This window comes from Mesorhizobium sp. M7A.F.Ca.US.010.02.1.1 (assembly GCF_004023085.1).
Lineage (GTDB): Bacteria > Pseudomonadota > Alphaproteobacteria > Rhizobiales > Rhizobiaceae > Mesorhizobium.
In genome coordinates, this window is record NZ_RZRV01000011.1 from 1 (window position 1) to 25,697 (window position 25,697).

Here is a 25,697-nt window from a genome sequence, read left to right on the forward strand (position 1 = left end):
GTTCATGGTCGGGAGCGCTCGCTGCCTGGGCGGTGCCGACGCTGGTCGTGCTGCTGATCTGGATCCCGCAGGCGCTGGGCAGCCGTCGGCAGGTCAGTCATCGCGGCTTTCACGTCGTCGGGCTTTGGCGCGATCGCCTGGCTTGGCAGGTGACGCTGTTCATGGGGCTGCAGTCGGCACTTGCCTATTGCATCTTCGGCTGGCTGGCGCCGATCCTGCGCGAGCGCGGCTTTGACGCGGCCACCGCCGGCGCGATGGTTTCGGTGTCGGTGATGGCGCAGGTCATCACGTGCCTCGCCGTGCCATCCTTTGCGATGCGGCTGAAGGACCAGCGCGGCATCAATGTGGCGCTCGTTGCCATAGCGGTGATCGCGCTGCTCGGCATTCTCTTTGCGCCGACGTCGACGGTGCTGTTCTGGGCGGTCCTGCAAGGCATCGGGCAGGGTGGCCTGATCGCGGCTGCCATGAGCTTGATCGTGCTGCGTTCGCCGGATTCGCATGTCGCCGCGCATCTTTCAGGCATGGCGCAAGGCGTCGGTTATGTACTGGCGGCATTCGGCCCGCTGCTGGTGGGCCTGATCCGCGATTGGACCGGCAGTTTTTCGGGGACGGCGTTCCTGTTCGTCGCGCTCGGGCTTGGCGTAGCCATCATGGGGCTCGGTGCCGGCCGTGCGCTGCATGTCGGCGCGCGGACCGTGCGCGAGGGCGAGCAATAGCGTCACGCAATCCTGCACGAAATGTTGACTGCCATGCCCGGGGGAATGCCTTGCCGTATGGCCTCGCGCGGATATGTATCGCGCATCAGTCGAACGGAGCGGGCGATGACGAAACACGACCTTCAGATCAAGACCAGGGATGGTGTTGCCAATGCTGGGCTTTTCCGCTCGGCAAACGCATCTCCTGCCAAGGCCGGCGTCATTCTCTATCAGGACGCCTTCGGTCCGCGGCCGGCGCTCGACAGTATGGCCAACCGGCTGGCGAATGAAGGCTATGCGGTACTGGTGCCCGACCTATTCTACCGCAATGCGCCCTACGGGCCGTTCGACGCCAAGACCGCCTTCGCCGAGGAAAAGACCAAAATCCCGCTGATGGCGCTGGTCACCGGCACGACGCAGGACATGACCATCAGCGACAGCGGTGCGTTCCTCGATGCGCTTGCTGCCGAGGGCATCACCGGGCCGATCGGCACCGTCGGCTATTGCATGGGCGGCGGTCGATCATTGAATGCGGCTGCAACCTATCCCGAACGGATAAAAGCGGCCGCAAGCTTCCATGGCGGCAATCTGGCCAGCGACGCCGCCGACAGCCCGCATCGCAAGGCAGCCTCAATCAAGGGGCGCGTCTATGTCGGCACATCCGGCGTCGACAGGAGTTTCCCGCCGGAACAGTCGGCGCGGCTGGCCGAAGCGCTGCGGGTCGCTGAAGTCGATCATGTCATCGAGAACTATGCCGGGATGGCGCATGGCTGGTGCGTACCCGATCATAGCGTTTTCAATGCCGCCGGCGCCGAACGCCACTGGAAGCGGCTGACGACGTTGTTCGCCGAGACGCTGATCTAAGCCTTCCGCGGCTGTTCTTGCCTGTTGGCTGCCCGTCCCGTTCGCGGTATCAGGCAGCACAAGTGGCGCGGCCCCATGTGAGTGGGTCGAGCGGGAACGAATAGCCTGATGCAATCCTATGATGTCGTGATCATCGGCGCGGGTGCCGCTGGAATGATGTGCGCCGTGGAGGCGGCCAAGCGCGGCCGTTCGGTGCTGATCCTCGATCATGCGGCAATGCCTGGCGAAAAGATCCGCATCTCCGGCGGCGGCCGGTGCAATTTCACCAACATCCATGCCAGCCCGAAGAATTTTCTGTCGGGCAATCCGCATTTCTGCATTTCGGCGCTCAGCCGCTACACGCAGCGCGATTTCATCGCCCTCGTCGAACGCCACCGCATTGCCTATCACGAGAAGACACTTGGGCAGCTGTTCTGCGATGGCTCCGCACGCCAGATCATCGACATGCTGGTCTCGGAAATGCAGGGCAGGGGCGTGGAGCTGGCGCTCTCGGCCAGCGTTGAGGATGTCCGCAAAACCGTGGAGGGGTTTGCGCTCACCCTCTCCACAGGCTTGGTCACTTTCCAGTCGCTGGTCGTGGCCTGCGGCGGCAAGTCGATCCCCAAGATGGGGGCGACCGGCTTCGGCTATGAGCTTGCCGAGCGGTTCGGCCTTGCTGTTGTCGAAACGCGGCCGGCGCTGGTTCCGCTGACCTTCGACGCAAACACGCTCGAACGGCTGGCGCCGCTGGCCGGCAACGCCGTCGACGCGGAAGTCGCCTGCGGCAAGACGCGGTTTTCCGAAGCGATGCTGTTTACGCATCGCGGCGTCAGCGGACCGTCCATCCTGCAGATCTCTTCCTATTGGCGCGAGGGCGATGAAATCCGCATCGCCATGCTGCCGGGAGTTGACGTGGCGGACCTCATTCGGGTGGCCAAGCGAAGCAATGGGCGGCAAGCGGTACAGACGGTGCTGGCAAATCATCTGCCGAAGCGGCTTGCGCAGTCGATCGCCGAGCGCACCGGGATCGACGGCAACCTTGCCGATCTTTCCGACGCCCAGATGAAAACCATAACTGCCGCAGTCAATGACTGGCGCATCAAGCCTGCCGGCTCGGAGGGCTACCGCACCGCCGAAGTGACGCTGGGCGGAGTCGACACCAACGGGCTGGACCAGAAGACGATGCAGGCGAAATCCGTGCCGGGCCTGTTTTTCATCGGCGAAGTCGTCGATGTCACGGGTTGGCTGGGCGGCTATAATTTCCAGTGGGCATGGTCATCGGGCTGGGTGGCGGGGCAGGCGGCCTAGACTTACGTCCGTGGCTTCGTCCCAGCAGTCGCCTTCTTCTTCTTTTTGGCCTGGTTGTAATCGATCGCTGCGCGGACGAGGTCTTTCAAAGCACGCTCATCGAGCCTATCGCCCTCAAGGATATCGATTGCCCGCCACACCTTGCCGCCGAAACCGTTGTTGAACAGCTTGTCGGGGTCCGGCAGGCTGGCGCCATGGGAAAAGGTCAGCTTCACCTTGTCCTTGTGGGCGTTGCCGACCACGATGTTGCCGTCGAGACACCATACCGGGCTGCCCATCCACTTCCACTCCTCGACGATGTCCGGGTCGGCTGCAAGGATGGTCTTGCGGATGCGGGCGAGCGTCTCGCCGCGCCAGTCCGAGAGGCCGGCGATCAATTGGTCGATTTGTTGCGAGGGGGTCATTGGGTGCCTTCCTGTGCCTCGATACGTTCAACCGCTGCCTGTCACCAGCGCGTCAGTTGGGTGATCTGAACGAGATTGCCGCAGCTGTCGTTCATCTGGACGATGGTCGAACCGGTCACTTCGGTCGGCGGCATGGTGAACGCGCCGCCCTTCGCCTTGATGCGCTCGTAGTCGCCCTTGACGTCGTCGGTGAAGAACATGATCGCGGGCTGACCCTGCTTGAAAATGGCTTCTTGATAGGCCTTGGCGGCCGGGTTGTCGTTGAGCGCGAGCTGCAGTTCGGTCCCATCAGGCTCTTCGGCCGAGGCCACGGTCAGCCAGCGATAAGGCCCATTGCTGAAATCGGCCTTTTTGGTGAAGCCCAGCACGTCGGTGTAGAAGCGCAGTGCGTTTTCCTGGTTGTCCACATACACGCTGGTCAGCTTGATCTTCATCGCTCATTTTCCTCTGTCATAGTCGGTCATTACGGGATCCAGCCGGGCAGGGCCGCGGCCTGCTTGATCCATTCCACCATCCTCGCCTCATCGAACTGATCGTCTTCGCGGATGTCGATCCAGCGCACATCCTTGCTCTTGGCCGTGCCGCCAGGTGGGATCGGCTGCAATGAGATGCCACTGAAGAAAGTTACCTTCAAATAGTGGGTGAAGACATGGAAACTCACGAACCAGCCCTGGCCTTCGATGCCGTAGAAGGGCGAGTTCCATCGCACGGCTTTGCGGACGTCCGGCACGTTGCGCTCGATGAGCGCGTCGAGGCGTTCGCCCAGGCCGCGCTTCCAACCCGGCATCGCAGCGATATAGGCCTGCACCGGGGCGTCACCATCGCCCTTGGCGATTTGCGGGTTGCCGCCCGAGAGCAGCACTGGCGCAGCCTTGGCCTTGGTCGACTGACCCTGTGTCTTGACCATTCTGCCTACTCCTATCCGCGCGCACGCTGCGCGCCGCGTCCCTTGGCGGCATAGGGCAGCACGAACATGTACAGACCGCTGGACAGCAGCAGGAGGAGCGGCAAGAGCGGCGAGTAGACCACCCAGGCGGGAGGCTGCCCGAATGCCATGGTGGCGAAGTTGGCGATGACGGTCAGCGTAAAGATGATCGACAGCCAGCGATGAATTTGCCGAACCCACATGTTCCAGTCCAATAGTTCCTCCTGTCAAAACAGCCGACGCGGACCACCGATCCGCACCGGCAGGTTTCAATCTATCCGCGCCAGGACTTGACTCAGATTCGTAAAGTACTGCCGCCACCCGCTCGTCGCGCCCCGATACGCCTGCTCCTGATCCGGCCGGAAGCCGGACTGTTCCATGCGCAACCGGGTGCCCGTGCTGGTCGGCAGGAGAGTCCAGGTGACGACACTCTCAAGGCCATAGGCCTGCCACGTGTAGGACAGTGTCTTGTTCAGCTCGACGGCTGTTACCTGACAGTCGACAACGATGCTCACGTCAGGTTGCGGTTCCTTTCGCAGCTTGAAACGGTGGTCCACGACTGGCTGGAAGTCGTTCTTCATCAGCCATTCCTCGATGAGATGCGGCTGGGTCAGCGCGCGCCAGATTTTCTCCGGCGGATAGGGGATCTCACGTTCGACGATGACGGAGCGCGTTTCGGTCGCGATGTTGGTCATTGGTCCATTCTTTTGAGCAAATTTTCGAGATCATCGAACCGGCTCTGCCAGAACGCATTCATCTGGTTCGTCCAGTCGGTCAGCGGGGAAAGTGCTGCGAGCTGGGCGCTGTAATGGGTCTGCCGTCCTTGATGGCGGTCACGCACGAGCCCGGCCTGCCTGAGCACGCCGAGATGCTTCGACACCGCCGGCTGCGAGACCCCCGACTGAGCCGTCAGGGCACCGACCGTCTGCTCGCCTTGCCGGCACAGGCGCTCGAAGATCGCACGACGCGTCGGATCGGAGAGCGTTCTGAAGAGGACATCGTGAGCGTTGTTCATTTTGGATCGATAACCCGGTGACTATTGATTGACGTATAACCGCCGAGATATGGATGTGTCAAGCGGGGTGCCGGCGGTCACGATCCGGCGGTTTCCAAAAAAAATCTTTCCATTGCCCCAAGGATTAGCCATTAGCCTTCGTCCAACAGGCAATGATGGCGATGATGCTGGATGAGAGCGAAGCCTCCGACGCCGAACTGATCGGGCGGGCGAAGGGCGGAGACAGGGGGGCCTTCAGCACATTGCTGGAAAGGCACTATGACTTCGTCTATCGCGCTGCCTATCGCTGGTGCGGCAGGAAGGCCGATGCCGAAGACATAGCCCAGGAAGTCTGCGTCAGGCTGGGCAAAGCGATCCGCGACTATCGCGGCGGCGGCGCCTTCACCACATGGCTCTATTCCGTGACCCTGAACGCCGCGCGCGACATGATGCGCAAATCCGCCCGCGAGACAGTCACGACAGAGGCCTATGGCGTCCATGCACTGATCTCGGGCGAGGCGTCGATCGAACCGGAAGACCCCGCCGAAGCGCTATGGGCCGCGGTGCGGCAATTGCCGGACAAGCAGCGCGACGCCGTGCTTTTGGTCTATGGCGAAGGATTGAGCCACGCGGCCGCCGCCGAGGCGATGGCGATCTCGGAGACGACGGTTTCCTGGCACATCCATGAAGCGAAGAAACGGCTGAAGACGCTGATGCGCGCGGCCGGGGAAGTGTGACCATGGTCGACGACAATGAACTCAACAGACTGCGCGATATCGCAGCGCCGGCGCCCGCCAAGGATGCCAAGGCACGTGCCTTCGAGGCCGCCCTGCGCGCCTATGATCAGGAAAATATTTCTGCGGTCTCCCAAGGATCGGTTGGCGGGCTTCGTCTCACAGAGCGAGCACAAAAGCTCTGGAGCGAGATCATGCAAAAGAAACTTATTGCCACGCCGGCCCTTGCCGGGCTCGTCGCCCTGCCGATCGCCGGATACGCCACCTTCCATTTGCTGAGGGAACAGCCGCCCAAATTCGGCGGCGACGAGAAGATCAGCGAGACGCTGGCCGACAAGCCGACGACGGTGAAGCCGACGACCGCCGAGCCGAAGCCGGCTCGCGGCGAGTTGGAGAAGGACAAGAAGGCGGACGCCGATGTGGAAAGCCGCGACGCCACCGATGCGCTTGTGGCGCCGGCCTCGCCGCAGAAATCCGAATCGACCGTTGCTGGGGGCGCTGCACAACAAAATGCGCTGGAGCGCGGTGTGCTGGCCGAGCCTGCGCCACCGGCACCGACAGGTGAATTCGCACTGGATGGCGCTGCAAGTGTACCCAGCACCTCGCGAGCCCGCATGGCGGCGGAGTCGAAGCTGATGGCGCCGCAGCAGCCGGCTATGGCGCCGGCCGACCAGATGCTGCCGCAGGAGGAAAATCGCGACCGTATCGAGGATTTCAAGACCAATCCGGTGCATGCGGCACTCGAGGACCCGGTCTCGACCTTCTCGATCGACGTCGACACGGCGTCCTATTCCTTCGTGCGCAGTTCGCTGAAGCAAGGCACTCTGCCGCAAGCCGATACTGTTCGCGTCGAGGAGATGATCAATTACTTCCCCTATGACTGGAAGGGGCCGGACTCCGCCGCGACGCCGTTCAACTCGACCGTCAGCGTCATGCCGACGCCGTGGAACACGCAGACCAGGCTGATGCATGTCGCCATCAAGGGTTTTGACGTCAAGCCGACCGAGCAGCCGAAGGCCAATCTGGTGTTCCTGATCGATGTCTCGGGCTCGATGGACGAGCCGGACAAGCTGCCGCTGCTCAAATCGGCCTTCCGGCTGCTGGTCAGCAAGCTGAAGGCCGACGACACCATTTCGATCGTCACCTATGCCGGCGACGCCGGCACAGTCCTGGAGCCGACCAAGGCGTCCGAAAAGGACAAGATCCTCAGCGCCATCGACAATCTGACGCCCGGCGGCAGCACGGCCGGTGAGGCGGGCATCAAGGAAGCCTACAGGCTGGCGCAAAAATCCTTCGTCAAGGACGGCGTCAACCGGGTGATGCTCGCCACCGACGGCGACTTCAATGTCGGCCAGACCGATGACGACGACCTTAAGCGGCTGATCGAAAGCGAGCGCAAGAGCGGTGTCTTCCTGTCGGTGTTCGGCTTCGGCCGCGGCAATCTGAACGACCAGATGATGCAGACCATCGCGCAGAACGGCAACGGCACCGCCGCCTATATCGATACGCTGGCCGAGGCCGAAAAGGTGCTGGTCGAGGATGCTTCGTCGACGTTGTTCACTATCGCAAAGGACGTGAAGATCCAGGTCGAGTTCAACCCGAACAAGGTCTCGGAATATCGCCTGATCGGCTACGAGACCCGCGCCTTGAACCGCGAGGATTTCAACAATGACCGCGTCGATGCCGGCGACATTGGTTCGGGCCATTCCGTTACCGCGATCTATGAAATCACGCCAAAGGGCAGCGGCGGCGAGCAGATCGATCCGCTGCGCTACGGCCAGGCGTCGGTGGACAATGGCGGCGTCGCCAACGCGGACGAATATGCCTTCGTCAAGATCCGCTACAAGCTGCCGAATGAAGACGTCTCGAAGCTGATCACCACGCCGGTGACCTCGGCCAACGAGATTTCGTCCTTCGACCAGGCCAGCGCCGATCAGCGCTTCTCCGTCGCGGTTGCCGCCTTCGGCCAGAAGCTGCGCGACGAGGATGCGACCGCGAAGTTTGGCTACGACAAGATCATGGAGATCGCCACTGCCGCTCGAGGAGCCGACCCGTTTGGGTACAGGTCCGAGTTCCTTTCACTTGTGCGCCTTGCCTCGGCGCTGGGCGGTAACCGGTAGTGGTGATGACGGCCGGTTTCTTTCAGATGGGATCGTTCTGACAGGGGAAACCGACCTACGGGCGGGTGAGGCAGGCCGGCGAGGGAAATCTTGCCGGCCTTTTTTCGCGGATTTTCCGGGTCGTTAAATTGCGCGGCATTTCCGGTACTGGATGGCAACCCTCTCCTTGTTACGCAGGACAGGTGTACTGGGCTTGAGGGAGCCGAAATTGCAGATCAGGACTATCGCCAACTCGATACCCCCAGCGCCAGACGCCTCGGCGGTTTCATCGGCCCCATCATCGGAATCCAGGCGTATCAGTGACGATGTCGCGCAGGCGCGCCATACCGCCCTGTCGGCACTGACCAACGACCGGTTCCGCATCATGCTGGAACAGATCACCGACCCCAGCGCTTCAGGCGCGCTGATGACGATGCGCGGCGACAATGTGGTCGACTTCAAGTCGGCGCAGTCGAGCTACGCCGACAACAGCGAATAGTCGAAAACCGATGGGTCAGGCCCGGCTGCGGCGGCGCTCGCGGCGGGCTTCGCTGGTCTCGGCGGTGTTTTCCGTCGCCACCTTGTTGCGCATCGGACCGATGCGTTCGACGATCGCGGCAACCGTCGGACGATCCGCCCTGGTGTGCGCGTCGAGCGCCTTGCGCATGGCGGCGAGGTGCTGGAACGAGGTGCCGCAGCAGCCGCCGATAATTTTGGCGCCGCCATCGACGGCGAGCCTGACATAGTCGGCCATCAGTTCGGGTGTGCCGGAATAATGGATCTCGGTGCCGCGGAATTCGGGAATGCCGCAATTCCCCTTGACGATCACCGTCGCTTCCGGCTTCGCCTCGGTCATGTCGAGCAGCGAGGCCAGGATGTCGGAGGCGCCGACGCCGCAATTGGCGCCAACGCCGAGCGGCGCCTGCGACAGCCCGTCGGTGACGCCGTGGATATCCTTCGGCAGCAGACCCATCATGGTGCGGCCGGCGGTGTCGAAGGAACCGGTGTAGGTGTAGGGCAAGCCGACGCGGATGGCCGCCTCGGCGGCGGCGCGGATCTCGTCGGGAGCCGACATCGTCTCGATCCAGGCAACTTCGGCGCCGCCGGCCTTGAGACCCTCGATCTGTTCGGCGAAGGCGTCGACCGCCTCGTGATAGGTCATGGCGCCCAGCGGCACCAGCAATTCGCCGGTCGGGCCGACCGAACCGGCGACGATCACCTTGCGGCCGGCTCTGTCGGCGACGGCACGAGCAAGCTCGGCGGCGCGCTTGTTCAGCGCATGCGCGCGGTCCTGCGCATGGTGAAGCTTCAAACGGTGACGGGTGCCGCCGAACGAATTGGTGAGGATGATGTCTGCGCCGGCATCGACGAAATTCTGGTGCAGGCTGGTGATGGTGTCGGGCGCCGTCTCGTTCAGCAGTTCGGGCGCCTCGCCGGCCTCCAGACCCATGGCGAATAGATTGGTGCCGGTGGCGCCATCGGCCAGCAGCACGCCCTTTTCAGCCAGCAGCGCATCGATCGGGTTGGTGGTCGTCATCGGATTGGCTTTCATGTTCGAAGTCGGATAAGGATATAAAGAAGTCTTTATGTGTAGTCAATGAATAGCTAGGACGGAGTTCGCCCATGCGGCGCCTTGAGCCATGGCGCGGTGGTGATCTTGGCTGCCGAAATCAGACAGTGCCTGTTGGGAACGACATGCCGGCCAGCCTGTGCGCAAAGCCGGACGCCTCGTGCGCATTGATGTCGGCAGCCCGGATCAGATTGTCGAAATGCTGGATCAGCGTCTGGATCGGCTGGGTGGCGTTGAGCACCAGATACATGTCGCCGACATAGATGGCGGCACGATAGGGGCCGAAGATGGTGTAGGGGATCGAATAGCGCATCCGCCCATCATAGAGAAACAGCCGGAAGGTCGGGTAGAGGTCGTCGAGCAGCGTCGCCATGTGCAGCAACTGGGCGCGCCGGTCGGCTTCGGGGAAACGGTCCCAGACACCCAGCCCGCGGGCGAAGATCTCCAGCGTGTGGCGCGGCATGCAGACTTCCATGTCGGTTTCCGGGCGCCTGTTGTAGTCGATGCGGTATTGCGTTTCTCCGGCCTGCGCCAGGCGGCTCTTGTTGGTGATGCCGGCTTCGTAGTCGACCAGCGCTTCGGTGCGCAGAAGATCGGGAATGCCGGCAGGCACGTAGCGGATCTTGGTGCCGGCCGCCTCGGCATGCCATTTGGCCAGCAGGGTGCGGTCGAAGCCGTCGGGTGCCTCCTCGATCTCCAGGCTCTCGCGGATTTCGCCGGTGAGGCCCTCGTCCTGGCTGAGACCGAGTAGCCAGTCCAGCGACACTTTGAACTCGGCGGCGATGTTGAGCAGCGTTTCGGCGCGGGGCAGGCGGGTCGAGGCGCCGGACAGCAGCTGCGATAGCGCCGAGCGGTCGATGCCGACCGCGGTCGCGAAGGCCGACTGGTTCAGGTCGGAGCGTGTCAAGAGCATTTTCAGGCGTTCGCGGAAGATCGTCGACAGGTCGCGCTTGTCCATGTGCGGGCTCCACCTCGATTGAGGAAAAATTTGCGCCGAATCGCTTCCGAGCGCGCCTCAGGCGTAAATGAATCCCTAAGTTTGTTTACAATGTATAACATGTGCGGCCGAAAATGCGCAATCGCAACAGTTTGTGCACTTTGTCTCGTTGAGTGGAATCATTTCTCCTGACACTATGCTGTCAGGAGCCAATTGGGGTTTCCGGCGACTGAGGGACAGTGGTCGATAGCATGACGAGCAAGAGCATCAGGCGACACAGCGCACCGGCCATCGAGTGGCCGACCGTGGTACTCGCCTTTTTCTGTTACGCAACTTGGCTCGCCACCGGTTTCCTGCTCTGGCCATCCTACCCCGTCCTGGCGCTCGCCATCCTGGCTTTGACCGCCGCACTGCAATCGTCGATCATGCACGAAGTGCTGCACGGGCATCCGACACGCAATGCACGGGTCAACGAAGCCTTCGTGTTCCTGCCGATCGGTCTGGTCTGGCCATTCCGCCGCTTCAAGACCATCCATCTGCGCCACCACGCCGACGAGCGGCTGACCGACCCGTTGGACGATCCAGAGAGTTATTACCAGGCGCTCTGGCAGCATGACGAGCTGCCGCCGACGATGAAATTCCTGCTCAAAATCAACAACACCATGGCCGGCCGCTTCGTGCTCGGCCCGTGGCTGTCCTGCGTCGGCTTCTTCATCGACGACGCCAAGCAGATGTTCGCCGGCGACAAGGCGATCCGCAAGGCGTGGCTGCTGCACGCGATCGGCCTTGCCGTCGTGCTGCCGATCGTCCAGTTCGGCTTCGGCATCCCGCTGTGGCTTTACATTCTCGTGCCGGTCTGGCTCGGCCAGTCGCTGATCTCGATCCGCACGTTCGCCGAGCATCAATGGTCGGAACATCCGGAAGGTCGCACGGTGATCGTCGAGCGTTCGCCGCTGTCGTTCCTGTTCCTCAACAACAATCTGCACTTCGTCCACCACAAGACCCCGACCGTGGCCTGGTACAAGCTACCCAAGCTGTTTCGTGACCGCCGTGAGGAATGGCTGCGGATGAACAATGGCTATGCCTATCCGAACTATTTCGCGCTGATCAAGGCTTACGCCTTCAAGGCAAAAGAGCCGATCGTGCACCCGGTGCTGCGGCGTCAAGCCGAGCCGGGCAGGGCCTTCAAGCCGCGCATCAGGGCGCGCAGCATCAGCGGGCTTGGCAGTGCGCCGGTTCCCGCCGAGCCGCCCAAGGAATAATCCGGCCTATCCGGGGGTCCGTGTCGGCCAATTCTGATTGGACGCCGCGTTTTTGCGATCCTTTTTCCCGACATGATGATTTGATATCGGCATGAGTGAATTGGTTGCGGCGTTGCCGATGTATGATTGGCCCGAAGTGCGCGGCGAGGTCGACGCGCAATGGGTGCTGCTGCGCGGTGCTTTCCGGGGAAAGGGCATTGACGCGCCGGAAACCATCGCGCGTCGCAATGGTGACCTGCCGCCGGTGCCGGGCGGAATTCGTGATGCTGCCGGTGCATTGATCGCACCCGATCCAGCGACATTGCCGCCGGACGAACTCGATTTTCACAGACTGTGGCTGCACCCGGCGCTGCTGTTCGCGCAGACCTGCTGGGGGCCGATGGAACTCGGCCTATCCAGGCATGTGCAGGTGGTCGCCCAGCCAAGCTACGACGCCTACGAAGGCGGGCAGGGCGAGCTCTATTCCAGCGCTATCGTCATGCTGGCGGATGGCGCGCCGTCGGTTGCCTCGCCCAATGACGGCAGCCCGCTGGTCCCACTCGATCGCATCCGTGGCAAGCGCTTCACCTTCAACAGCCTCGATTCGATGTCGGGGTTCCTCGGTTTGACGCGCGACCTGGAGGCGATGGGCGAGAGCCTTGACCTCTTTGCCTCGCGCAGCGAAAGCGGTGGGCACCGTTCCTCGATCGTGGCAATTGCCGAGGGCAAGGCCGATATAGCGGCCATCGACTGCGAGAGCTGGGCACTGGCGCAGCGTTTCGAGCCGGCGGCGAAAAAGGTGGTGGTCATCGGCTGGACCGGGCGGCGCAAAGGCCTGCCTTACATCACCGCCGCGGTGACACCGGAAAAGACGGTTGGGGCGTTGCGCGAGGCCCTTGCCGGGCTAGCCGAGCAGCCTCGCATCCAACGGGTAGGTTGAGAGCTGTTCGTTGCCGGTCTCGGTAATCAGGATCTGTTCCTCGATCTTGACGCCTTCGCGCCCGCCAAGCCGGCCGATATAGCTTTCCACGCACAGCACCATGCCCGGTTCCAGCACGCCGTCCGGCGTGTCCGATGTCCAGTCGCTGGCATGCGGTAGTGTCGGATACTCGTCGGCCAGGCCGACGCCATGATAGAGCACGCCGTATCGCGTCGGGAAGCAGTCTCCCGGTGGCACGGCCGAGCGCTCGACGAGGTCGCGAAACGAGATGCCCGGCTGCATCAGTGCCGTGTTGTGCTCGATCTGATCGGCGGCGATACGGAACAGGTCGCGCTGTTCATTGGTCGGCTTTGCATCGCCGCACAGCCATGTCCGCGACAGGTCGGCGCAGAAGCCGTAGGGGCCGATAAGGTCGGTGTCGAAGGCGACGAGGTCGCCTGATACAATCTTGCGTGACGAGCATTCCTGGAACCATGGGTTGGTGCGCGGACCTGACGTCAGCAGCCGGGTCTCGATCCATTCGCCGCCGCGCGCGATGTTGCCGCGATGCAGTTCCGCCCACAACTCATTTTCGGAAATGCCAGGCTTCAGCGCCTGTTCCATTTCGCCCATCGCCGCCTCGCAGGCGACGATGGCGCGGCGCATGGCGAGGATTTCGTCAGGCGACTTGATCAGCCGCGCATTTTCCATCACCGCTTCGCCATTGCCGATGGAGATACCAAGCCGCGCCAGTTCCTCGACGCCTTCCGGGTTGATGTGATCGACGGCGATGCGGCTGTTGCCGCCGCCATGCTCTTTCACCAGATCGGCGATCCCGGCGGCCCAGCGGCGGACTTTTTGCTCGGTCAACTCGCCGCTATAGAGGTACATCCACGACACCGCCGGCCGCACCTCGTCGACGACGCCGGAATGATCGGACAGGTGCTCGCAGGAAAAATAGTCGAACAGCACCACCGGGCCGTCGGTGGCGACAAAGCAATGCCGCGTCGGGTTGTGCGCCACCCACAGCTGCATGTTGGTCGAGTCGGTGGCGTAGCGGATGTTGACGGGGTCGTAGAGCAGGGCGCCGGCATAGCCGCGCCGCTTCAGCTCGGCGCGGATACGCTCCAGCCGGTATTGACGCATGGCAGGCAGATCGGGCGCGGCAATGCCTGCCGCGGCCCATTCAGCTTCGGCCTGCGCGCCATAGCCCAGCACATGCTGGTTGAGCGAAGCCGCCTTCCGGCGGGAGGCGTCGCGGAGGGCCTCGATCGAGCCTGGCTCGAACGGCATGATCTTGCGATGGCGGCCAAAGCTGCCCTTCGGCCCCGCGCTGTCCATGGTCGAACCTCAGGTCCGCATCTTCTCGCCGCTCGGGTCGAAAGGCGCTTCGACGTTGATGCGGGCCGGCCGGCGGTGTCCGAGGATCTCGATCTCGAACAGGCCCGCGCTTTCGTCCTCGGCAAGAGCCGCCGGCACATAGCCTTGCGCCATCGACTTCTGCACATAATGCGCATAGCCGCCCGACGTGACCCAGCCAACCACGCGCCAGTCGCCGTCGACGATGCCGCGCACGGCGGACGCGCCTTCGGCAGCCTTGGAGCCGCGTATTTCCTTGCCGCCCTTGTCGAAGCGTGGCGCGCCATAGCCATGCGGCTTTTCCACCGTGCCGTAGTCCTTGCTGACCTTGGCCCAGATCGGTTCGTCGCCCATGACGTCGGCGTCGGCGGCATCGACGATGAAGGAGACGCGGCGCAGCTTCGGACCCTCGACCTGTTCCTTGGCGGCAGCCTCGCGGCCGATGAAGTCGTTCTTCTCCAGTTTGATGAAGCGGTCCATCGCCCCTTCGAACGGGCCGTAGATCGGCCGCAACTCGCGGAACCAGGTCGGAAAATTCTTTTCGAGGCGCATGGAGAGCAGCGCGCGCATGCCGAAATCGACAAGGCCGAATTCCTCGCCGGCGTCCTTGATCGCTTTGTAAACCAGGCGCTCGTAGGCCGGCGCCATCCAGATTTCATAGCCGAGGTCGCCGGTGTAGGTGATGCGGTTGACCATGCAGGGCGCCCCGCCGACCGCCATCTCGCGGAAATCCATGAAGCGGAAGGCTTTTGTCGAGACGTCGACATCGACCAGTTTCTGCAGCAAGTCCCGTGATTTCGGCCCGGCGATCGACAGGCCGACCAGGGTCTGGTCGAAGCGGTGGATGCGCACCGTTCCGTCCTTCGGCAGGTGCTTCTCGAACCAGCGCATGTGGTATTTCTGCGCCGCCGACGAGCCCCAGATCATGAAGCGGTCTTCTGCCGCCTTGGCGATGGTGAAGTCGCCGATCAGCTTGCCGAATTCGTTGAGCATCGGCGTCAACACGATGCGGCGGGTCTTCGGCATGCGGTTGGTCATCAGCCGGTTGAGGAAATCCTCGGCCGCGGGTCCCGAGACTTCGTATTTGGCAAAATTGGCGATCTCGGTGACACCGACACGCTCACGCGTGGCGCGCACTTCCTCGCCGATCGGCCCAAAATCGTTGGAGCGGTGGAAGGAGACGATATCCCTGGGTTCCTTGCCTTCAGGTGCGAACCAGAGCGGTGTCTCAAGTCCCCAGCTGTCGCCCATGACGGCGTTGTTGGCCAGCATCGTGTCGTAGAGCGGGGTCGTCTGCGCCGGGCGTGCCGCCGGGAGTTCCTCATTGGGGAAGCGGATGGAGAAGCGGCGCGAATAGTTTTCGCGCACCTTGGCGTTGGTGTAGCGCAGGCCGGCCCATTCGCCGAAGCGGGTGACATCCATGCCCCAGACGTCGAAGCCGGGATCGCCATGGACCATCCAGTTCGACAGCGCCAAGCCGACGCCGCCGCCCTGGCTGAAGCCGGCCATCACGGCGCAGGCGCACCAAAAATTGGTCAGGCCCTGCACCGGGCCGACCAGCGGGTTGCCGTCGAGCGCGAAGGTGAAGGGGCCGTTGATGATCTGCTTGATGCCGGCCTTCTCGATGCCGGGGAAATGCTTGAAGCCGATTTCCAGCGACGGCGCGATGCGGTCGAGGTCGGGCGGCAGCAATTCATGGCCGAAATCCCACGGCGTGTTGACCGGCGACCACGGCTTGCAGGCCTTCTCATAGGTGCCGAGCAGGATGCCGTTGCGCTCCTGGCGGGTGTAGATCTCGCCCTTGAAGTCGAGCACGCCGATCATTTCGCGGCCGGTCGACTTGTTGAACTCCTCGACCTCCGGCATCGGCTCGGTCAAGAGATACATGTGCTCCATGGCCAGAACCGGCAGCTCGACGCCGACCATGCGGCCGATCTCGCGCGCCCACAGGCCGCCGCAGTTGACGACATGCTCGGCCTTCACCGTGCCCTGTTCGGTGACGACGTTCCAGGTGCCGTCGACCTCCTGTGTCAGTTCCACAACGCGGTTGCGCAGCACGATCTCGGCGCCGAGTTTTTTTGCCGCCTTGGAGTAGGCGATGGTGGTGCCCGACGGATCGAGATGGCCTTCCACCGGATCCCACATGGCGCCGACGAAATTGGTCTCGTCCATCAGCGGAAACATCGCCTTGGCTTCGGACGGGGTGATCAGCTCTGTGTCCATGCCGAGATAGCGGCCCTTGGCGTGGGCCAGCCGCAGGAAATCCATGCGCTCTGGCGTATCAGCCATCATCACGCCGCCGGTCAGGTGCAGCGAGCAGGACTGGCCGGATATCTCCTCGATCTCCTTGTAGAGCTGCACCGTATAGGCCTGCAGCTTGGCGACGTTGGGGTCGCCGTTCAGCGTGTGGAAGCCTCCCGCCGCATGCCAGGACGAGCCGGAGGTGAGCTCCGAGCGCTCGATCAGCATGATGTCGGTCCAGCCGGCCTTGGCCAGGTGGTAGAGAACCGAGCAGCCGACGACGCCGCCGCCGATGACAACCGCTTTTACGTGAGATTTCATCTAGATAAGTCCGTTTTTGAAGAGATTGAATTGGGTGAGCGGGGTGTGAAGACAAAGCGGAGATCGGATGCAGCGATGTTCTCGGCCAGCCTGCCATCAAGCGCGGCGAGGATGGTTTCACAGACCGACGTGCGATGTTTCAGGACGTCATGGTTCCAAACACGCAGGATCGAATAGCCTTGAGCGCGCATGAAGTCGTCGCGGTGGCGGTCATATGAACTGCCGGCGTGTTGGTGCCCGTCGATTTCCACGACAAGCCAATTTTCGCGGCAAGCGAAGTCAGCGTAGTATGGTTCGATAGAGAACTGTCGCGTGAACTTGTAACCGCCAAGCTTGCGGGCTTTTAACTCAAGCCAAAGCAGCGCTTCGGCTTGATTGTCGCCTTGCCTGAGTTTTCTCGCTCGCCGAGTTGTGCCTGTTTTTCGGCGGCTGCGCGTTTCATGAACGGCTTCCCCCACTCCGTCGCCGCTTCGCGGCGCCACCTCTCCCCCCTCCGGAGGGAGAGGAAGGGAGCCAGCCTGTATAAGCTCGCACCTTTCCTCTACCCCGTCGATCGGGGGAGAGGTGTCGAGCGTAGCTCGACGGAGTGGGGGTCGACTGTTCATCAAAGCAATGCTTCCACCTGGTTGCCCGCTTGCCGTAGGTTACGCGCTATCTTCGTTGTACCAATTTTGCGGCGGCTGCGCGTTTCAGGAACGGCTTCCCCCACTCCGTCGCCGCTTCGCGACGCCACCTCTCCCCCCTCCGGAGGGAGAGGAACGGAGCCAGCCTGTATAAGCTCGCGCCTTTCCTCTCCCCCGTCGATCGGGGGAGAGGTGTCGAGCGCAGCTCGACGGAGTGGGGGTCGACTGTTCATCAACAACACGGCCGATCAAAAATCGGTCGGCGCGCCGCCTTCGGACCGCCGCTTGGCGACGAAGGCGTTGAGTTCCTCGCGGATGGCCGGGTCCATGTAAGGCTCCTCATAGGACGCCAGCCGCTCCTTCCAGACCTTGTTGGCCTTTTCGAGCGCCGTCGGCGAGCCGGCTTCCGCCCAGGTCTCGTAATTGCGCCAGTCGGAGAGGATCGGCGAGTAGAAGGCGGTCTTGTAGCGGTCCTGCGTGTGCTGGGTGCCGAAGAAATGGCCGCCAGGACCGACCGACTGGATGGCGTCGAAGCCGAGTGCCTCTTCGGAAAGATCGAGAGGGGTCAGGAATTCGGCGACCATCTGCAGCAGGTCGATGTCCAGAATGGTCTTCTCGTAGGAGCAGCGCAGGCCGCCCTCGAGCCAGCCGGCGGCATGCATCATCAGATTGCCGCCGCCCTGGATGGCGCCCCACAGCGAGAACACGCTTTCATAAGCCGCCTGCGCGTCGACCGTGTTGGCGGCGCAAGTGTTGGAGGTGCGGTAGGGGATGTTGTAGCGGCGGGCAAGCTGGCCGCCGACAAGCTGCGCCTTCATGTATTCCGGCGTGCCGAACGCCGGCGAACCGGACTTCATGTCGACATTGGAGGTGAAGCCGCCATAGCCGACGGGCGCGCCCTTGCGCACCATCTGGGCGAAGGCGATGCCGGCAAGCGCCTCGGCGTTCTGCTGCACCAGTGCGCCGGCGATGGTGACAGGCGCCATGGCCCCCGACAGGGTGAACGGCGTGACGACGACGACCTGGCCCTTGCTCGACATCTGGATGATGCCTTCCATCATCGGCACATCGAGCTTGAGCGGCGAATTGGTGTTGATGATGGTGAAGACGGACGGCTCTTCCAGCATCTGCTCGTGGCTGATGCCGCGCGCGATCCTGGCGATCTCGATGCCGTCGACATTGCGCTCCTTGCCGAGCGAATAGATGTGGAACACCTTGTCGGTCAGCACGCTGAGATCGCGGATACATTCGAGGTGGCGGACGGACGGATGGATATCGGTCGGCTCGACCGGGTAGCCGCCCGTGCAGTTCAGGATGTTGTGCATCTGCGCAAGCTTGAGGAAGTTGCGGTAGTCCTGCTGGTTGCCGGGCCGGCGGCCGCGATCGATGTCGGAGCAATTGGGCGCCGACGCCATCATCGAGATGATCACATTGTTGCCGCCAAAGCGCACATTGTGAGCGGGATTGCGGGCATGGATGGTGAACTCCGACGGGCAGTGCGACACCAGTTCCAGGATCATGTCGCTGTCGAAGCGCACCCGTTCGCTGCCGTCGCGCACATCGGCGCCATGCGCCTTCATGATGCTGCGGGCCTCGTCGTGCAGCACGTCGACGCCGATTTCCCGCAGCACGCGCAGGGAAGCGAGGTGGATCGATTCCAGCTCGTCGTCGGAGACCAGCCTGGTTGGCGCCAGCGGGTTCTTCAGCTGGCGAAAAGCCGGCTGCTCGAACGCGGCCGAGCCGCCGGCGCGCTTTCCGGCGCGGCCGCCGCGACGGGCGCGGTCAGTGGCCAATGCCGGTTCCAAGGGTTGTAGGGCGGCGGTCATGATGGTCCTCGTAGGATGCGATAGCGGGCGGCATAATGGACCGGCGGCTGCCCAGCCATTGCGGAGGCGGCGACCACTAGGGCGAGGGAAGCGACATGCCGGAACGGCAGTTGCGCGGCCACGACATCGGCCTGATCCCGCCGCCTCGTTGGCTTAAGCGGATTTCGGCGGCCGGCCCTTCCTTTCCCGGGATCGAACCGATAGCTACTCGGCTTGCCGGCCGGATGGCCAGCAGTTCATTTGGATGGCAGCATGGTCGCGACCGGCTCGAGCGAAGGCGAAGCAGGAACGCAATGGGCAGCGCTTGCCGGCGTCACCGCGGCACTTGCCATGTTCGGCGCTGCGCAGGGGTTGAGCTCGCCGCTGTTCACGCTGCTGATGCAGAAACAGGGCATGTCGCCGGCGCTGATCGGCTTGTCGGCGGCGATGATGCCGCTCGGGCTGATCCTTTCGGCTTCCTTCGTGCCGGCCGCGGTGCGGCTGGTCGGTGGGCGCAACCTGGCGGTCGGCTGCTCGCTGATCGGCGCGCTCTGCTTCCTGGGCATCGGCTATCTGCAGGACTGGGTGGCTTGGTTCGTCATCCGCTTTATCATCGGCGTCGTCATCAACCCGCTCTACATTCTCGGCGAGGTGTGGGCACTGTCGCTGGCGCCGCCATCGCGGCGCGGCAGGGTGATGGGCGTGTTCAACACGCTGATGGGCGCCGGTTACGCCGCCGGACCATTCGCGCTGACCCTGCTCGGTACGTCGGGCTGGGCGCCCTTCATGGTCGGCGTCGCCGGTTTCGCGCTCTGCGCGGTGATCCTGCACGCGGTCTCGTCTAAGCTCACCGGTTTCGAGGATGACGGCCAGCCTGCCAGCGGCCTCGTCGGCTTTGCCAGGATGGCGCCGGCGCTGCTGCTTGCCGTGCTTGTCTCGGCGGCGGTCCAGCAGAGCACCTATGCGCTGGTCCCGGTCTTCGGCGCCAGCTACGGCCTGGCCGAAGCCGTTCTGGCCTCGCTGGTGATGGCGCTTTCCCTCGGAAACATCCTGCTGCAGATACCACTCGGTCTTCTGGCGGAGCGTTTTGGCGCACGCGCCATGATCATCGTCTGCGCGCTGGCAACAACCGTTTGCGCGCTTTTGCTGCCTCTGCTGATCGCAACGCCGTTGATCTGGGTCGTGCTGCTGGTGATGGGCGCGGTCGGTTACGGCGTCTACACCATGGCATTGGTCGAACTCGGCAGCCGGTTCAAGGGCTCTGTGCTGGTCGCCGGCAACGCTGCCTTTGCACTGATGTGGGGCGTCGGTGGCATCGTCGGCCCACCCGGTGCCGGCCTGCTCATGCAAGGCATCGGCCCGCTCGGGCTGCCGGTCGTGATCGCCGGCCTCGACGCGGTGCTGGTGATGTTCGCGCTGTATCGGTCGTCCGTGCGCCGAGCTTCCTGACAAGCCCAATCTCCTGACAGGCCCAGCCTCCTGACAGGCCCAGCCTCCTGACAGGCCCAGCCTCCTGACAGGCATTGTCTGGAGCAAACTGTTTTCGCCTGCCAGGGGCTTACCACCACGTTGCTCAATCGCTAATCCTGCAGCCTCGATAGCGGTGCGCACATGAATTTGGTTGAATCGAACAAGGACGAGACGATGCAATGGGCTGGCATCACCGGTGTGATCGCGACCGTCTCGGTGTTCGCCGTCGCGCAAGGGTTGTCCTATCCGCTGCTGAGTTTCATCCTGCAGCGCCAGGGCGTTTCGCCAGCGATGATCGGCTTGTCGGCGGCCATGACGCCGATCGGTTTCATCCTGTCGTCGCCATTGATCCCGGCGCTGGCGCGGCGGTTCGGGGCAGGGCGCACGGCGCTTACCTGTGCGGCCCTTTCGGCTGTCGTGCTGGCGCTGATCGGCTGGACGCAAAATGTCTATTTGTGGTTTCCCCTGCGCTTCCTGATCGGTGTGGTGAGCAACCCGCTCTATGTGCTGAGCGAGATCTGGGTCATCGCGCTGGCGCCGCCGGCCCGGCGAGGGCGCGTCATGGGTGTCTATTCGACGATCATCTCGGCCGGTTTCGCGGCCGGGCCACTGTGCCTGCTTGCAGTCGGCACCGAGGGCTGGCCGCCCTTCCTCGTCGGTATCTCCGCCTTCGTGCTGTGCGGCATCTGCCTGGGCTTGGTGCTGCCGCGTTTGCCCAAGGTCGACGAGGCCGGGCATCAGGTTTCCGTCCTGGGTTTCGTGCCGCTGGCGTGGCTGATTTTGTTTGCCGTCATAGTCGCCGCCGGCTTCGAACAGGGCGCGCTGGCGTTGCTGCCGGTCTATGGCACCCATCACGGCATCACCGAAACCCGCATGTCGGCGCTGCTGTCGGTGATGATTGCCGGCAACATCGCCATGCAGGTGCCGCTCGGCCTTTTGGCGGAAAGGCTTTCCGCGCTCCTGGTACGGCTCGCCTGCGTCGCGATCACGGTGCTCGGCTGCGTCCTGCTTCCGCTTCTCATCGAGTCGCCGCTCATCTGGCCAATGGTCTTTATCTGGGGCGCGGTTTCCTACGGCATCTACACGATGTCGATCATCGAGCTCGGCGAACGCTTCACCGGCTCCGCACTGGTTGCCGGTAACGCGGCCTTTTCCTTGATGTGGGGCGTCGGCGGTATCGCCGTGCCGCCGCTGGCGGGCGGCGCCATGGATATTCTGGGTGCCGGCGGGCTGCCGATCACGCTTGGGCTGCTGTGCCTGGCGCTGGCTATTGCTAGCCTCGCTGGTCGGCGGAAAGCCTCAATCGTGCGCTGAGAATATCGATACAGCCTGTCGGCGTTGGCCTTTTCAAAGCAACGCGTTTATCGGAGACCTCATGACCAAGCCTGCCACCCAGACGCCGAATTCCACCCCCTCGACCGACGATCCCTTCCTCTGGCTGGAGGACAGGACGGCCAAGCAGTCACTGGACTGGGTACATCGCCAGAACGAGGTCACGGTTGGCGAATTGCAGGGCGATCCGTCCTATCAGGCGTCGTTCCAGACCGCGCTCGACCTGATGACGGCCGAGGACAACATCGCGGTCGGCGCGGCAAAAGCCGGCCATGTCTACAATTTCTGGCAGGACAAGACCAATGTGCTCGGCCTCTGGCGCCGCACGACCGTCGCTTCCTACAAGACCGAGAAGCCCGACTGGGAAACGATCATCGACTTCGACCAGCTTGCGGCGAAGGAGGGGGTAAAATGGGTTTTTGGCGGCGCAAGCCGACTCTATCCGGACTTCAACCGTTGCCTGGTGAGTATGTCGCCGGATGGCGGCGACGCCAGCGAGATGCGCGAATTCGACATCGCGACCAAGTCGTTTGTCGAGGGTGGGTTTCGTGCACCCGCTTCCAAGTCGGGCTTCAGCTGGCTGGATAAGGACACCGTGATTGTTTCGGCCGCTTTCGACGAGGCCGACAAGACCGAGTCCGGCTATCCGCGAGTCATAAAGCTGTGGAAGCGCGGTACCAAGCTGGAAGACGCGACGCCGATCTTCGAGGCGCAGAAAGAGGATCTCGCCGTTGGTGCCGCTGTCGAGTACGACGGTGACAGACGTTATCTGGTCCTGGCTCGAACGCTGAATTTCTTCGCTTCGCACATCTTCCTTCGGCTGCCTTCCGGCGAAAACAAACAACTGCCGCTACCGGACGACATGACCGATACGGCAATATTCAGGGATCAGCTCGTGTTCGGCGTACGCAGTCCATGGACGGCGCCCGACGGCACGGTTTGCAAGCCCGACGGCCTCTATTCGCTGGATCTCGCGCACTGGGTCAAGATCGGCGCGCTCGGACCTGTCGAAACCTTGTTCGAGCCGGCATATCGCGTTTCCATAGCCGGCGTTGCCCGCACGCGGGACCGGCTGTTCATCAGCCTGATGGACAATGTGCGCGGCAAGGTCGTCGTCTGCGAGCGCAAGGATGGCAACTGGTCGCTGAAACCGGTGGCGCTGCCCGAAAATGGCAATGTCGGCATCAGCCATGCCGAGCAGTTCGGCTCGAGCGTGTCCTTCTCCTTCACCGATTTCCTGACGCCGAGTTCGATCATCTGGTCTGACGACAATGGCGAGACGCTAGAAACCGTGAAGTCGCAGCCGGCGCGTTTCGATGCCTCGCCGCTGATCTCGGAACAGTTCGAGGCGCGCTCCAAGGACGGCACGATGATCCCTTATTTCGTCGTCAGGCGGCGCGATCAGAAGGGGCCGGTGCCGACGCTGCTTTACGGCTATGGCGGTTTCGAAGTGCCGCTGCTGCCCGGCTATGCCGGCGTGCGCGGCAGGCTATGGCTGGAAAAGGGCAATGCCTATGTGCAGGCCTGCATCCGTGGCGGCGGCGAGTTCGGCCCGGCCTGGCATCAAGCGGCGCTCAAGGGCAATCGCCAAAACGGATTCGATGATTTCGCAGCGGTCGCGCAGGACGTCGTCAAGCGCGGCATCGCGACAGCAAGCTCACTCGGCATCCAGGGTGGTTCGAATGGCGGCTTGCTGACCGGCGTTTCCTTGACGCAGCATCCCGAGCTTTTCGGCGCCGTCATTATCGAGGTGCCGCTGCTCGACATGCTGCGTTACGCCGAATTGCCGCCCGGCGCCTCGTGGATGGCCGAATACGGCGATCCGTCGAAACCCGAAGACGCGAAGTGGCTTTCAGCCTACTCGCCCTACCAGCATGTCGACGCCGCTGCCGCCTATCCGCCGGTGCTGCTGACCACATCGACCGCTGACGATCGGGTCCATCCCGGCCATGCGCGCAAGATGGCCGCCCGCCTGCAGGAAGCCGGCCATGCCAGGACGCTGTTCTTCGAGGAGACCGAGGGCGGCCATGGCGGGCGTGGCGACCGCCGGCCGCAGGCGGCGCAGACGGCGATGAAATATGTCTTCCTGCAGAGGGCGCTGACAGCCAAGGCCTAGACTCATTCCGTTATGGGCCAAGCAAAGGGTGGTTCTCCTCGACCAGCCTTTGCTCTAAGATGGCTTCCATGGCTCTCGTCAGGATGTTGATTGACGCATTTGAGGCTCGCGCATTGCGGGTCGCGGTGACGCCGTCACCGCGTACGCTGCGCGCCGAGCTTTTGCGGCTGTGCGCCCGCATCGGCTATTCGCCACCTCTCTGCCTCTGAAGCATTCGCCCCGGCTTGCCGGATAGAATCCAGAGGAAAGATCAGACATGACCTATCAGAATTATTCGCTGAAGCAGCTTCAGCAGATCGACGCCGCGCATCATCTGCATCCGTTCACCGACCACAAGGAAATGCGCGGGGCCGGGTCGCGCATCATCACCCATGCCAACGGCCCTTTCATCTACGATTCCGAAGGGGCTGAAATCCTCGACGGCATGGCCGGGCTGTGGTGCGTCAACATCGGCTATGGCCGTGACGAGCTGGCCGACGCCGCCTATGCCCAGATGAAGGAACTGCCTTATTACAACTCCTTCTTCAAATGCTCGACGCCGACGCCAGTGCTGCTGTCCAAGAAGCTGGCGGAGATCGCGCCGAAGCACGTCAACCAGGTGTTCTATGGCTCGTCGGGCTCGGAGGCCAACGACACGGCCCTGCGCCTCGTGCGCCACTATTGGGTGCTGGAAGGCCAGCCGGAGAAGAACCGCATCATCTCGCGCAAGATGGCCTATCACGGCTCGACCGTTGCCGGCACCTCGCTCGGTGGCATGGATGGTATGCACAAGCAGCTCAACGGTGCGGTGCCCAACATCGTCCATGTGATGATGCCCTACGCCTATGAACTGGCGCTGCCTGGCGAGAGCGATCATGATTTCGGCCTGCGCGCGGCCGGGGCTGTCGAGGAGGCGATCCTCGAAGCCGGCGCCGACAAGGTTGCCGCGTTTATCGGCGAGCCGGTCATGGGGGCGGGCGGCGTGAAGATACCGCCGGCAAGCTACTGGCCGGAAGTGCAGCGCATCTGCCGCAAATACGATGTCCTGTTGATGCTGGACGAAGTCATCACCGGTTATGGCCGCACCGGCGAATGGTTCGCCGCCCAGACGCTCGGCATCGAGCCCGACACGATCACCACCGCCAAGGCTCTGACCTCGGGCTATCAACCGCTGTCGGCATTGCTGGTTGGCGACCGCATCGCCTCGACGCTGGTCGAGAAGGGCGGCGAGTTCAACCATGGCTACACCTATTCCGGCCACCCGGTGGCCTGCGCCGTGGCGCTGAAGAACCTCGAGATCATCGAGCGCGAAGGGCTGGTCGACCGCGTCAGGAACGACACCGGTCCTTATTTCGCCAAGGCGTTGCAGGAGCGCATTGCCGGACATGATCTGGTCGGCGAGGTGCGTTCGATCGGACTGATGGGCGCGATCGAGATCGTCAAGGACAAGGCGACCAAGGAGCGGTTCCTGCCGGCTGGAAGTGCGGCGGTGACCGTGCGCGATCATGCCATCGCGCACGGCATGATGCTGCGCGCTACCGGCGACACGATGATCCTGTCGCCGCCGCTGATCTGGACCCGCGATACGATCGATATGGCCTGCGATCGCATCTCGAAGGCGCTGGATCTGGCGCAAGCCGATCTGCGCAAGCGGTAGAACTCGACCCCTCGGCTGGGCGCTCCTCGGCGGGAGCGCCCAGCCTTGAGGCCATGCTGACGCGGGGAGCGAACGAATTCCACCACAAGCGCGTAGTGTGTGGGGCTGCGGCTGATTCGGCCGCG

At 63.1% G+C, this 25,697-nt stretch carries 23 protein-coding genes and 1 pseudogene; 12 read left to right on the top strand and 12 right to left on the bottom strand.

Annotated elements, in window-relative coordinates; translation table 11 throughout:
• From EOA19_RS14060 to EOA19_RS14070, 3 genes and pseudogenes are all read left to right on the top strand, one after another.
• Window positions 1–716 (top strand): annotated as a pseudogene (locus EOA19_RS14060) (cyanate transporter); the annotation flags it as partial.
• A 105-nt stretch (window positions 717–821) separates the two neighbouring features.
• Window positions 822–1,559, top strand: coding sequence for a dienelactone hydrolase family protein (locus EOA19_RS14065; protein WP_128303953.1), 738 nt, complete (start codon window positions 822–824; stop codon window positions 1,557–1,559).
• Between the two features lie 108 nt (window positions 1,560–1,667).
• A complete protein-coding gene (locus tag EOA19_RS14070; RefSeq protein ID WP_128303954.1) occupies window positions 1,668–2,846 on the top strand; it encodes an NAD(P)/FAD-dependent oxidoreductase in 1,179 nt (392 codons plus the stop codon).
• 2 nt (window positions 2,847–2,848) lie between these two features.
• Here EOA19_RS14070 and EOA19_RS14075 read toward each other — a convergent pair whose 3' ends face one another.
• From EOA19_RS14075 to EOA19_RS14100, 6 genes are read right to left on the bottom strand one after another with little or no spacing between them, the layout of a single operon-like run.
• Complete coding sequence (locus tag EOA19_RS14075) at window positions 2,849–3,250, bottom strand: DUF1801 domain-containing protein (RefSeq protein WP_128303955.1); 402 nt, start codon at window positions 3,248–3,250, stop codon at window positions 2,849–2,851.
• A gap of 41 nt (window positions 3,251–3,291) precedes the next feature.
• Window positions 3,292–3,684: a VOC family protein gene (locus tag EOA19_RS14080; RefSeq protein WP_128303956.1), complete on the bottom strand. Its 393-nt coding sequence runs from the start codon at window positions 3,682–3,684 to the stop codon at window positions 3,292–3,294.
• A 29-nt stretch (window positions 3,685–3,713) separates the two neighbouring features.
• Window positions 3,714–4,157 carry a DUF1801 domain-containing protein gene (locus EOA19_RS14085; protein ID WP_128303957.1) on the bottom strand — a complete coding sequence of 148 codons (444 nt, stop codon included), beginning with the start codon at window positions 4,155–4,157 and terminating at the stop codon, window positions 3,714–3,716.
• A gap of 11 nt (window positions 4,158–4,168) precedes the next feature.
• Window positions 4,169–4,390 carry a hypothetical protein gene (locus tag EOA19_RS14090; RefSeq protein WP_128303958.1) on the bottom strand — a complete coding sequence of 74 codons (222 nt, stop codon included), beginning with the start codon at window positions 4,388–4,390 and terminating at the stop codon, window positions 4,169–4,171.
• A 54-nt stretch (window positions 4,391–4,444) separates the two neighbouring features.
• Entirely contained in the window at window positions 4,445–4,870 is a 426-nt protein-coding gene (locus EOA19_RS14095; RefSeq protein WP_128303959.1) for an SRPBCC domain-containing protein, read from the bottom strand.
• The gene (locus tag EOA19_RS14100) at window positions 4,867–5,190 is read right to left on the bottom strand and encodes a metalloregulator ArsR/SmtB family transcription factor (RefSeq protein ID WP_023812297.1); all 324 of its coding nucleotides are present in this window, start codon (window positions 5,188–5,190) and stop codon (window positions 4,867–4,869) included. The genes EOA19_RS14095 and EOA19_RS14100 overlap by 4 nt, the downstream gene beginning before the upstream one ends.
• 155 nt (window positions 5,191–5,345) lie before the next feature.
• Between EOA19_RS14100 and EOA19_RS14105 the strand changes: the two genes are divergently transcribed.
• The 3 genes from EOA19_RS14105 to EOA19_RS35270 all read left to right on the top strand — a co-directional run bounded on the left by EOA19_RS14105 (window position 5,346) and on the right by EOA19_RS35270 (window position 8,501).
• Complete coding sequence (locus EOA19_RS14105) at window positions 5,346–5,906, top strand: RNA polymerase sigma factor (RefSeq protein WP_128303960.1); 561 nt, start codon at window positions 5,346–5,348, stop codon at window positions 5,904–5,906.
• A 2-nt stretch (window positions 5,907–5,908) separates the two neighbouring features.
• Entirely contained in the window at window positions 5,909–8,023 is a 2,115-nt protein-coding gene (locus tag EOA19_RS14110; protein WP_023812295.1) for a VWA domain-containing protein, read from the top strand.
• Window positions 8,024–8,231: 208 nt separating this feature from the next.
• Complete coding sequence (locus tag EOA19_RS35270) at window positions 8,232–8,501, top strand: hypothetical protein (protein ID WP_023812294.1); 270 nt, start codon at window positions 8,232–8,234, stop codon at window positions 8,499–8,501.
• Between the two features lie 15 nt (window positions 8,502–8,516).
• Here the strand turns inward: EOA19_RS35270 and bmt are convergent, their stop codons facing one another.
• Window positions 8,517–9,539: a betaine--homocysteine S-methyltransferase gene (bmt, locus tag EOA19_RS14120; RefSeq protein WP_023812293.1), complete on the bottom strand. Its 1,023-nt coding sequence runs from the start codon at window positions 9,537–9,539 to the stop codon at window positions 8,517–8,519.
• 133 nt (window positions 9,540–9,672) lie between these two features.
• A complete protein-coding gene (locus tag EOA19_RS14125; protein ID WP_023812292.1) occupies window positions 9,673–10,530 on the bottom strand; it encodes a helix-turn-helix transcriptional regulator in 858 nt (285 codons plus the stop codon).
• A 230-nt stretch (window positions 10,531–10,760) separates the two neighbouring features.
• Here EOA19_RS14125 and EOA19_RS14130 point away from each other — a divergent pair, with 230 nt between their 5' ends.
• Window positions 10,761–11,771 carry a fatty acid desaturase gene (locus EOA19_RS14130; protein WP_031213520.1) on the top strand — a complete coding sequence of 337 codons (1,011 nt, stop codon included), beginning with the start codon at window positions 10,761–10,763 and terminating at the stop codon, window positions 11,769–11,771.
• 91 nt (window positions 11,772–11,862) lie between these two features.
• A complete protein-coding gene (locus EOA19_RS14135; protein WP_128303961.1) occupies window positions 11,863–12,690 on the top strand; it encodes a PhnD/SsuA/transferrin family substrate-binding protein in 828 nt (275 codons plus the stop codon).
• Here the strand turns inward: EOA19_RS14135 and EOA19_RS14140 are convergent.
• The 4 genes from EOA19_RS14140 to EOA19_RS14160 form a co-directional block, all read right to left on the bottom strand.
• Complete coding sequence (locus EOA19_RS14140) at window positions 12,655–14,010, bottom strand: Xaa-Pro peptidase family protein (protein WP_023812289.1); 1,356 nt, start codon at window positions 14,008–14,010, stop codon at window positions 12,655–12,657. The two genes, EOA19_RS14135 and EOA19_RS14140, sit on opposite strands and share 36 nt — an antisense overlap.
• 9 nt (window positions 14,011–14,019) lie before the next feature.
• Window positions 14,020–16,590, bottom strand: a complete 2,571-nt coding sequence (locus EOA19_RS14145) for an FAD-dependent oxidoreductase (RefSeq protein WP_128303962.1) — start codon at window positions 16,588–16,590, stop codon at window positions 14,020–14,022.
• Window positions 16,587–17,072 (bottom strand): DUF559 domain-containing protein, encoded by a 486-nt coding sequence (locus tag EOA19_RS14150; RefSeq protein WP_128303963.1) that lies wholly within the window; start codon window positions 17,070–17,072, stop codon window positions 16,587–16,589. The genes EOA19_RS14145 and EOA19_RS14150 overlap by 4 nt, the downstream gene beginning before the upstream one ends.
• A gap of 389 nt (window positions 17,073–17,461) precedes the next feature.
• Complete coding sequence (locus tag EOA19_RS14160) at window positions 17,462–19,039, bottom strand: trimethylamine methyltransferase family protein (RefSeq protein ID WP_023812287.1); 1,578 nt, start codon at window positions 19,037–19,039, stop codon at window positions 17,462–17,464.
• Between the two features lie 252 nt (window positions 19,040–19,291).
• On the opposite strand from EOA19_RS14160, the gene EOA19_RS14165 reads away from it, so the two are divergent.
• From EOA19_RS14165 to EOA19_RS14185, 4 genes are all read left to right on the top strand, one after another.
• Window positions 19,292–20,467, top strand: coding sequence for an MFS transporter (locus tag EOA19_RS14165; RefSeq protein WP_128303964.1), 1,176 nt, complete (start codon window positions 19,292–19,294; stop codon window positions 20,465–20,467).
• Between the two features lie 162 nt (window positions 20,468–20,629).
• Entirely contained in the window at window positions 20,630–21,802 is a 1,173-nt protein-coding gene (locus tag EOA19_RS14170) for an MFS transporter (protein ID WP_128303965.1), read from the top strand.
• Window positions 21,803–21,863: 61 nt separating this feature from the next.
• Complete coding sequence (locus tag EOA19_RS14175; protein WP_128303966.1) at window positions 21,864–23,936, top strand: prolyl oligopeptidase family protein; 2,073 nt, start codon at window positions 21,864–21,866, stop codon at window positions 23,934–23,936.
• 256 nt (window positions 23,937–24,192) lie between these two features.
• On the top strand, window positions 24,193–25,572 hold the full coding sequence (locus EOA19_RS14185; protein WP_128303967.1) for an aspartate aminotransferase family protein: 1,380 nt from the start codon (window positions 24,193–24,195) through the stop codon (window positions 25,570–25,572).
• The last annotated feature ends 125 nt before the right edge of the window (window positions 25,573–25,697 follow it).

What these genes read in the sequence shown, in the direction of transcription:
- EOA19_RS14185 (WP_128303967.1), top strand. Translation starts at nt 24,193, where the DNA reads ATGACCTATCAGAATTATTCGCTGAAGCAGCTTCAGCAGATCGACGCC.
- EOA19_RS14095 (WP_128303959.1), bottom strand. Translation starts at nt 4,870, where the DNA reads ATGACCAACATCGCGACCGAAACGCGCTCCGTCATCGTCGAACGTGAG.
- EOA19_RS14065 (WP_128303953.1), top strand. Translation starts at nt 822, where the DNA reads ATGACGAAACACGACCTTCAGATCAAGACCAGGGATGGTGTTGCCAAT.
- EOA19_RS14165 (WP_128303964.1), top strand. Translation starts at nt 19,292, where the DNA reads ATGGTCGCGACCGGCTCGAGCGAAGGCGAAGCAGGAACGCAATGGGCA.
- EOA19_RS14070 (WP_128303954.1), top strand. Translation starts at nt 1,668, where the DNA reads ATGCAATCCTATGATGTCGTGATCATCGGCGCGGGTGCCGCTGGAATG.
- EOA19_RS14130 (WP_031213520.1), top strand. Translation starts at nt 10,761, where the DNA reads ATGACGAGCAAGAGCATCAGGCGACACAGCGCACCGGCCATCGAGTGG.
- EOA19_RS14140 (WP_023812289.1), bottom strand. Translation starts at nt 14,010, where the DNA reads ATGGACAGCGCGGGGCCGAAGGGCAGCTTTGGCCGCCATCGCAAGATC.
- EOA19_RS14135 (WP_128303961.1), top strand. Translation starts at nt 11,863, where the DNA reads ATGAGTGAATTGGTTGCGGCGTTGCCGATGTATGATTGGCCCGAAGTG.
- EOA19_RS14145 (WP_128303962.1), bottom strand. Translation starts at nt 16,590, where the DNA reads ATGAAATCTCACGTAAAAGCGGTTGTCATCGGCGGCGGCGTCGTCGGC.
- EOA19_RS14175 (WP_128303966.1), top strand. Translation starts at nt 21,864, where the DNA reads ATGACCAAGCCTGCCACCCAGACGCCGAATTCCACCCCCTCGACCGAC.
- bmt (WP_023812293.1), bottom strand. Translation starts at nt 9,539, where the DNA reads ATGACGACCACCAACCCGATCGATGCGCTGCTGGCTGAAAAGGGCGTG.
- EOA19_RS14110 (WP_023812295.1), top strand. Translation starts at nt 5,909, where the DNA reads ATGGTCGACGACAATGAACTCAACAGACTGCGCGATATCGCAGCGCCG.
- EOA19_RS14080 (WP_128303956.1), bottom strand. Translation starts at nt 3,684, where the DNA reads ATGAAGATCAAGCTGACCAGCGTGTATGTGGACAACCAGGAAAACGCA.
- EOA19_RS14170 (WP_128303965.1), top strand. Translation starts at nt 20,630, where the DNA reads ATGAATTTGGTTGAATCGAACAAGGACGAGACGATGCAATGGGCTGGC.
- EOA19_RS14160 (WP_023812287.1), bottom strand. Translation starts at nt 19,039, where the DNA reads ATGACCGCCGCCCTACAACCCTTGGAACCGGCATTGGCCACTGACCGC.
- EOA19_RS14085 (WP_128303957.1), bottom strand. Translation starts at nt 4,157, where the DNA reads ATGGTCAAGACACAGGGTCAGTCGACCAAGGCCAAGGCTGCGCCAGTG.
- EOA19_RS14125 (WP_023812292.1), bottom strand. Translation starts at nt 10,530, where the DNA reads ATGGACAAGCGCGACCTGTCGACGATCTTCCGCGAACGCCTGAAAATG.
- EOA19_RS14105 (WP_128303960.1), top strand. Translation starts at nt 5,346, where the DNA reads ATGGCGATGATGCTGGATGAGAGCGAAGCCTCCGACGCCGAACTGATC.
- EOA19_RS14100 (WP_023812297.1), bottom strand. Translation starts at nt 5,190, where the DNA reads ATGAACAACGCTCACGATGTCCTCTTCAGAACGCTCTCCGATCCGACG.
- EOA19_RS14075 (WP_128303955.1), bottom strand. Translation starts at nt 3,250, where the DNA reads ATGACCCCCTCGCAACAAATCGACCAATTGATCGCCGGCCTCTCGGAC.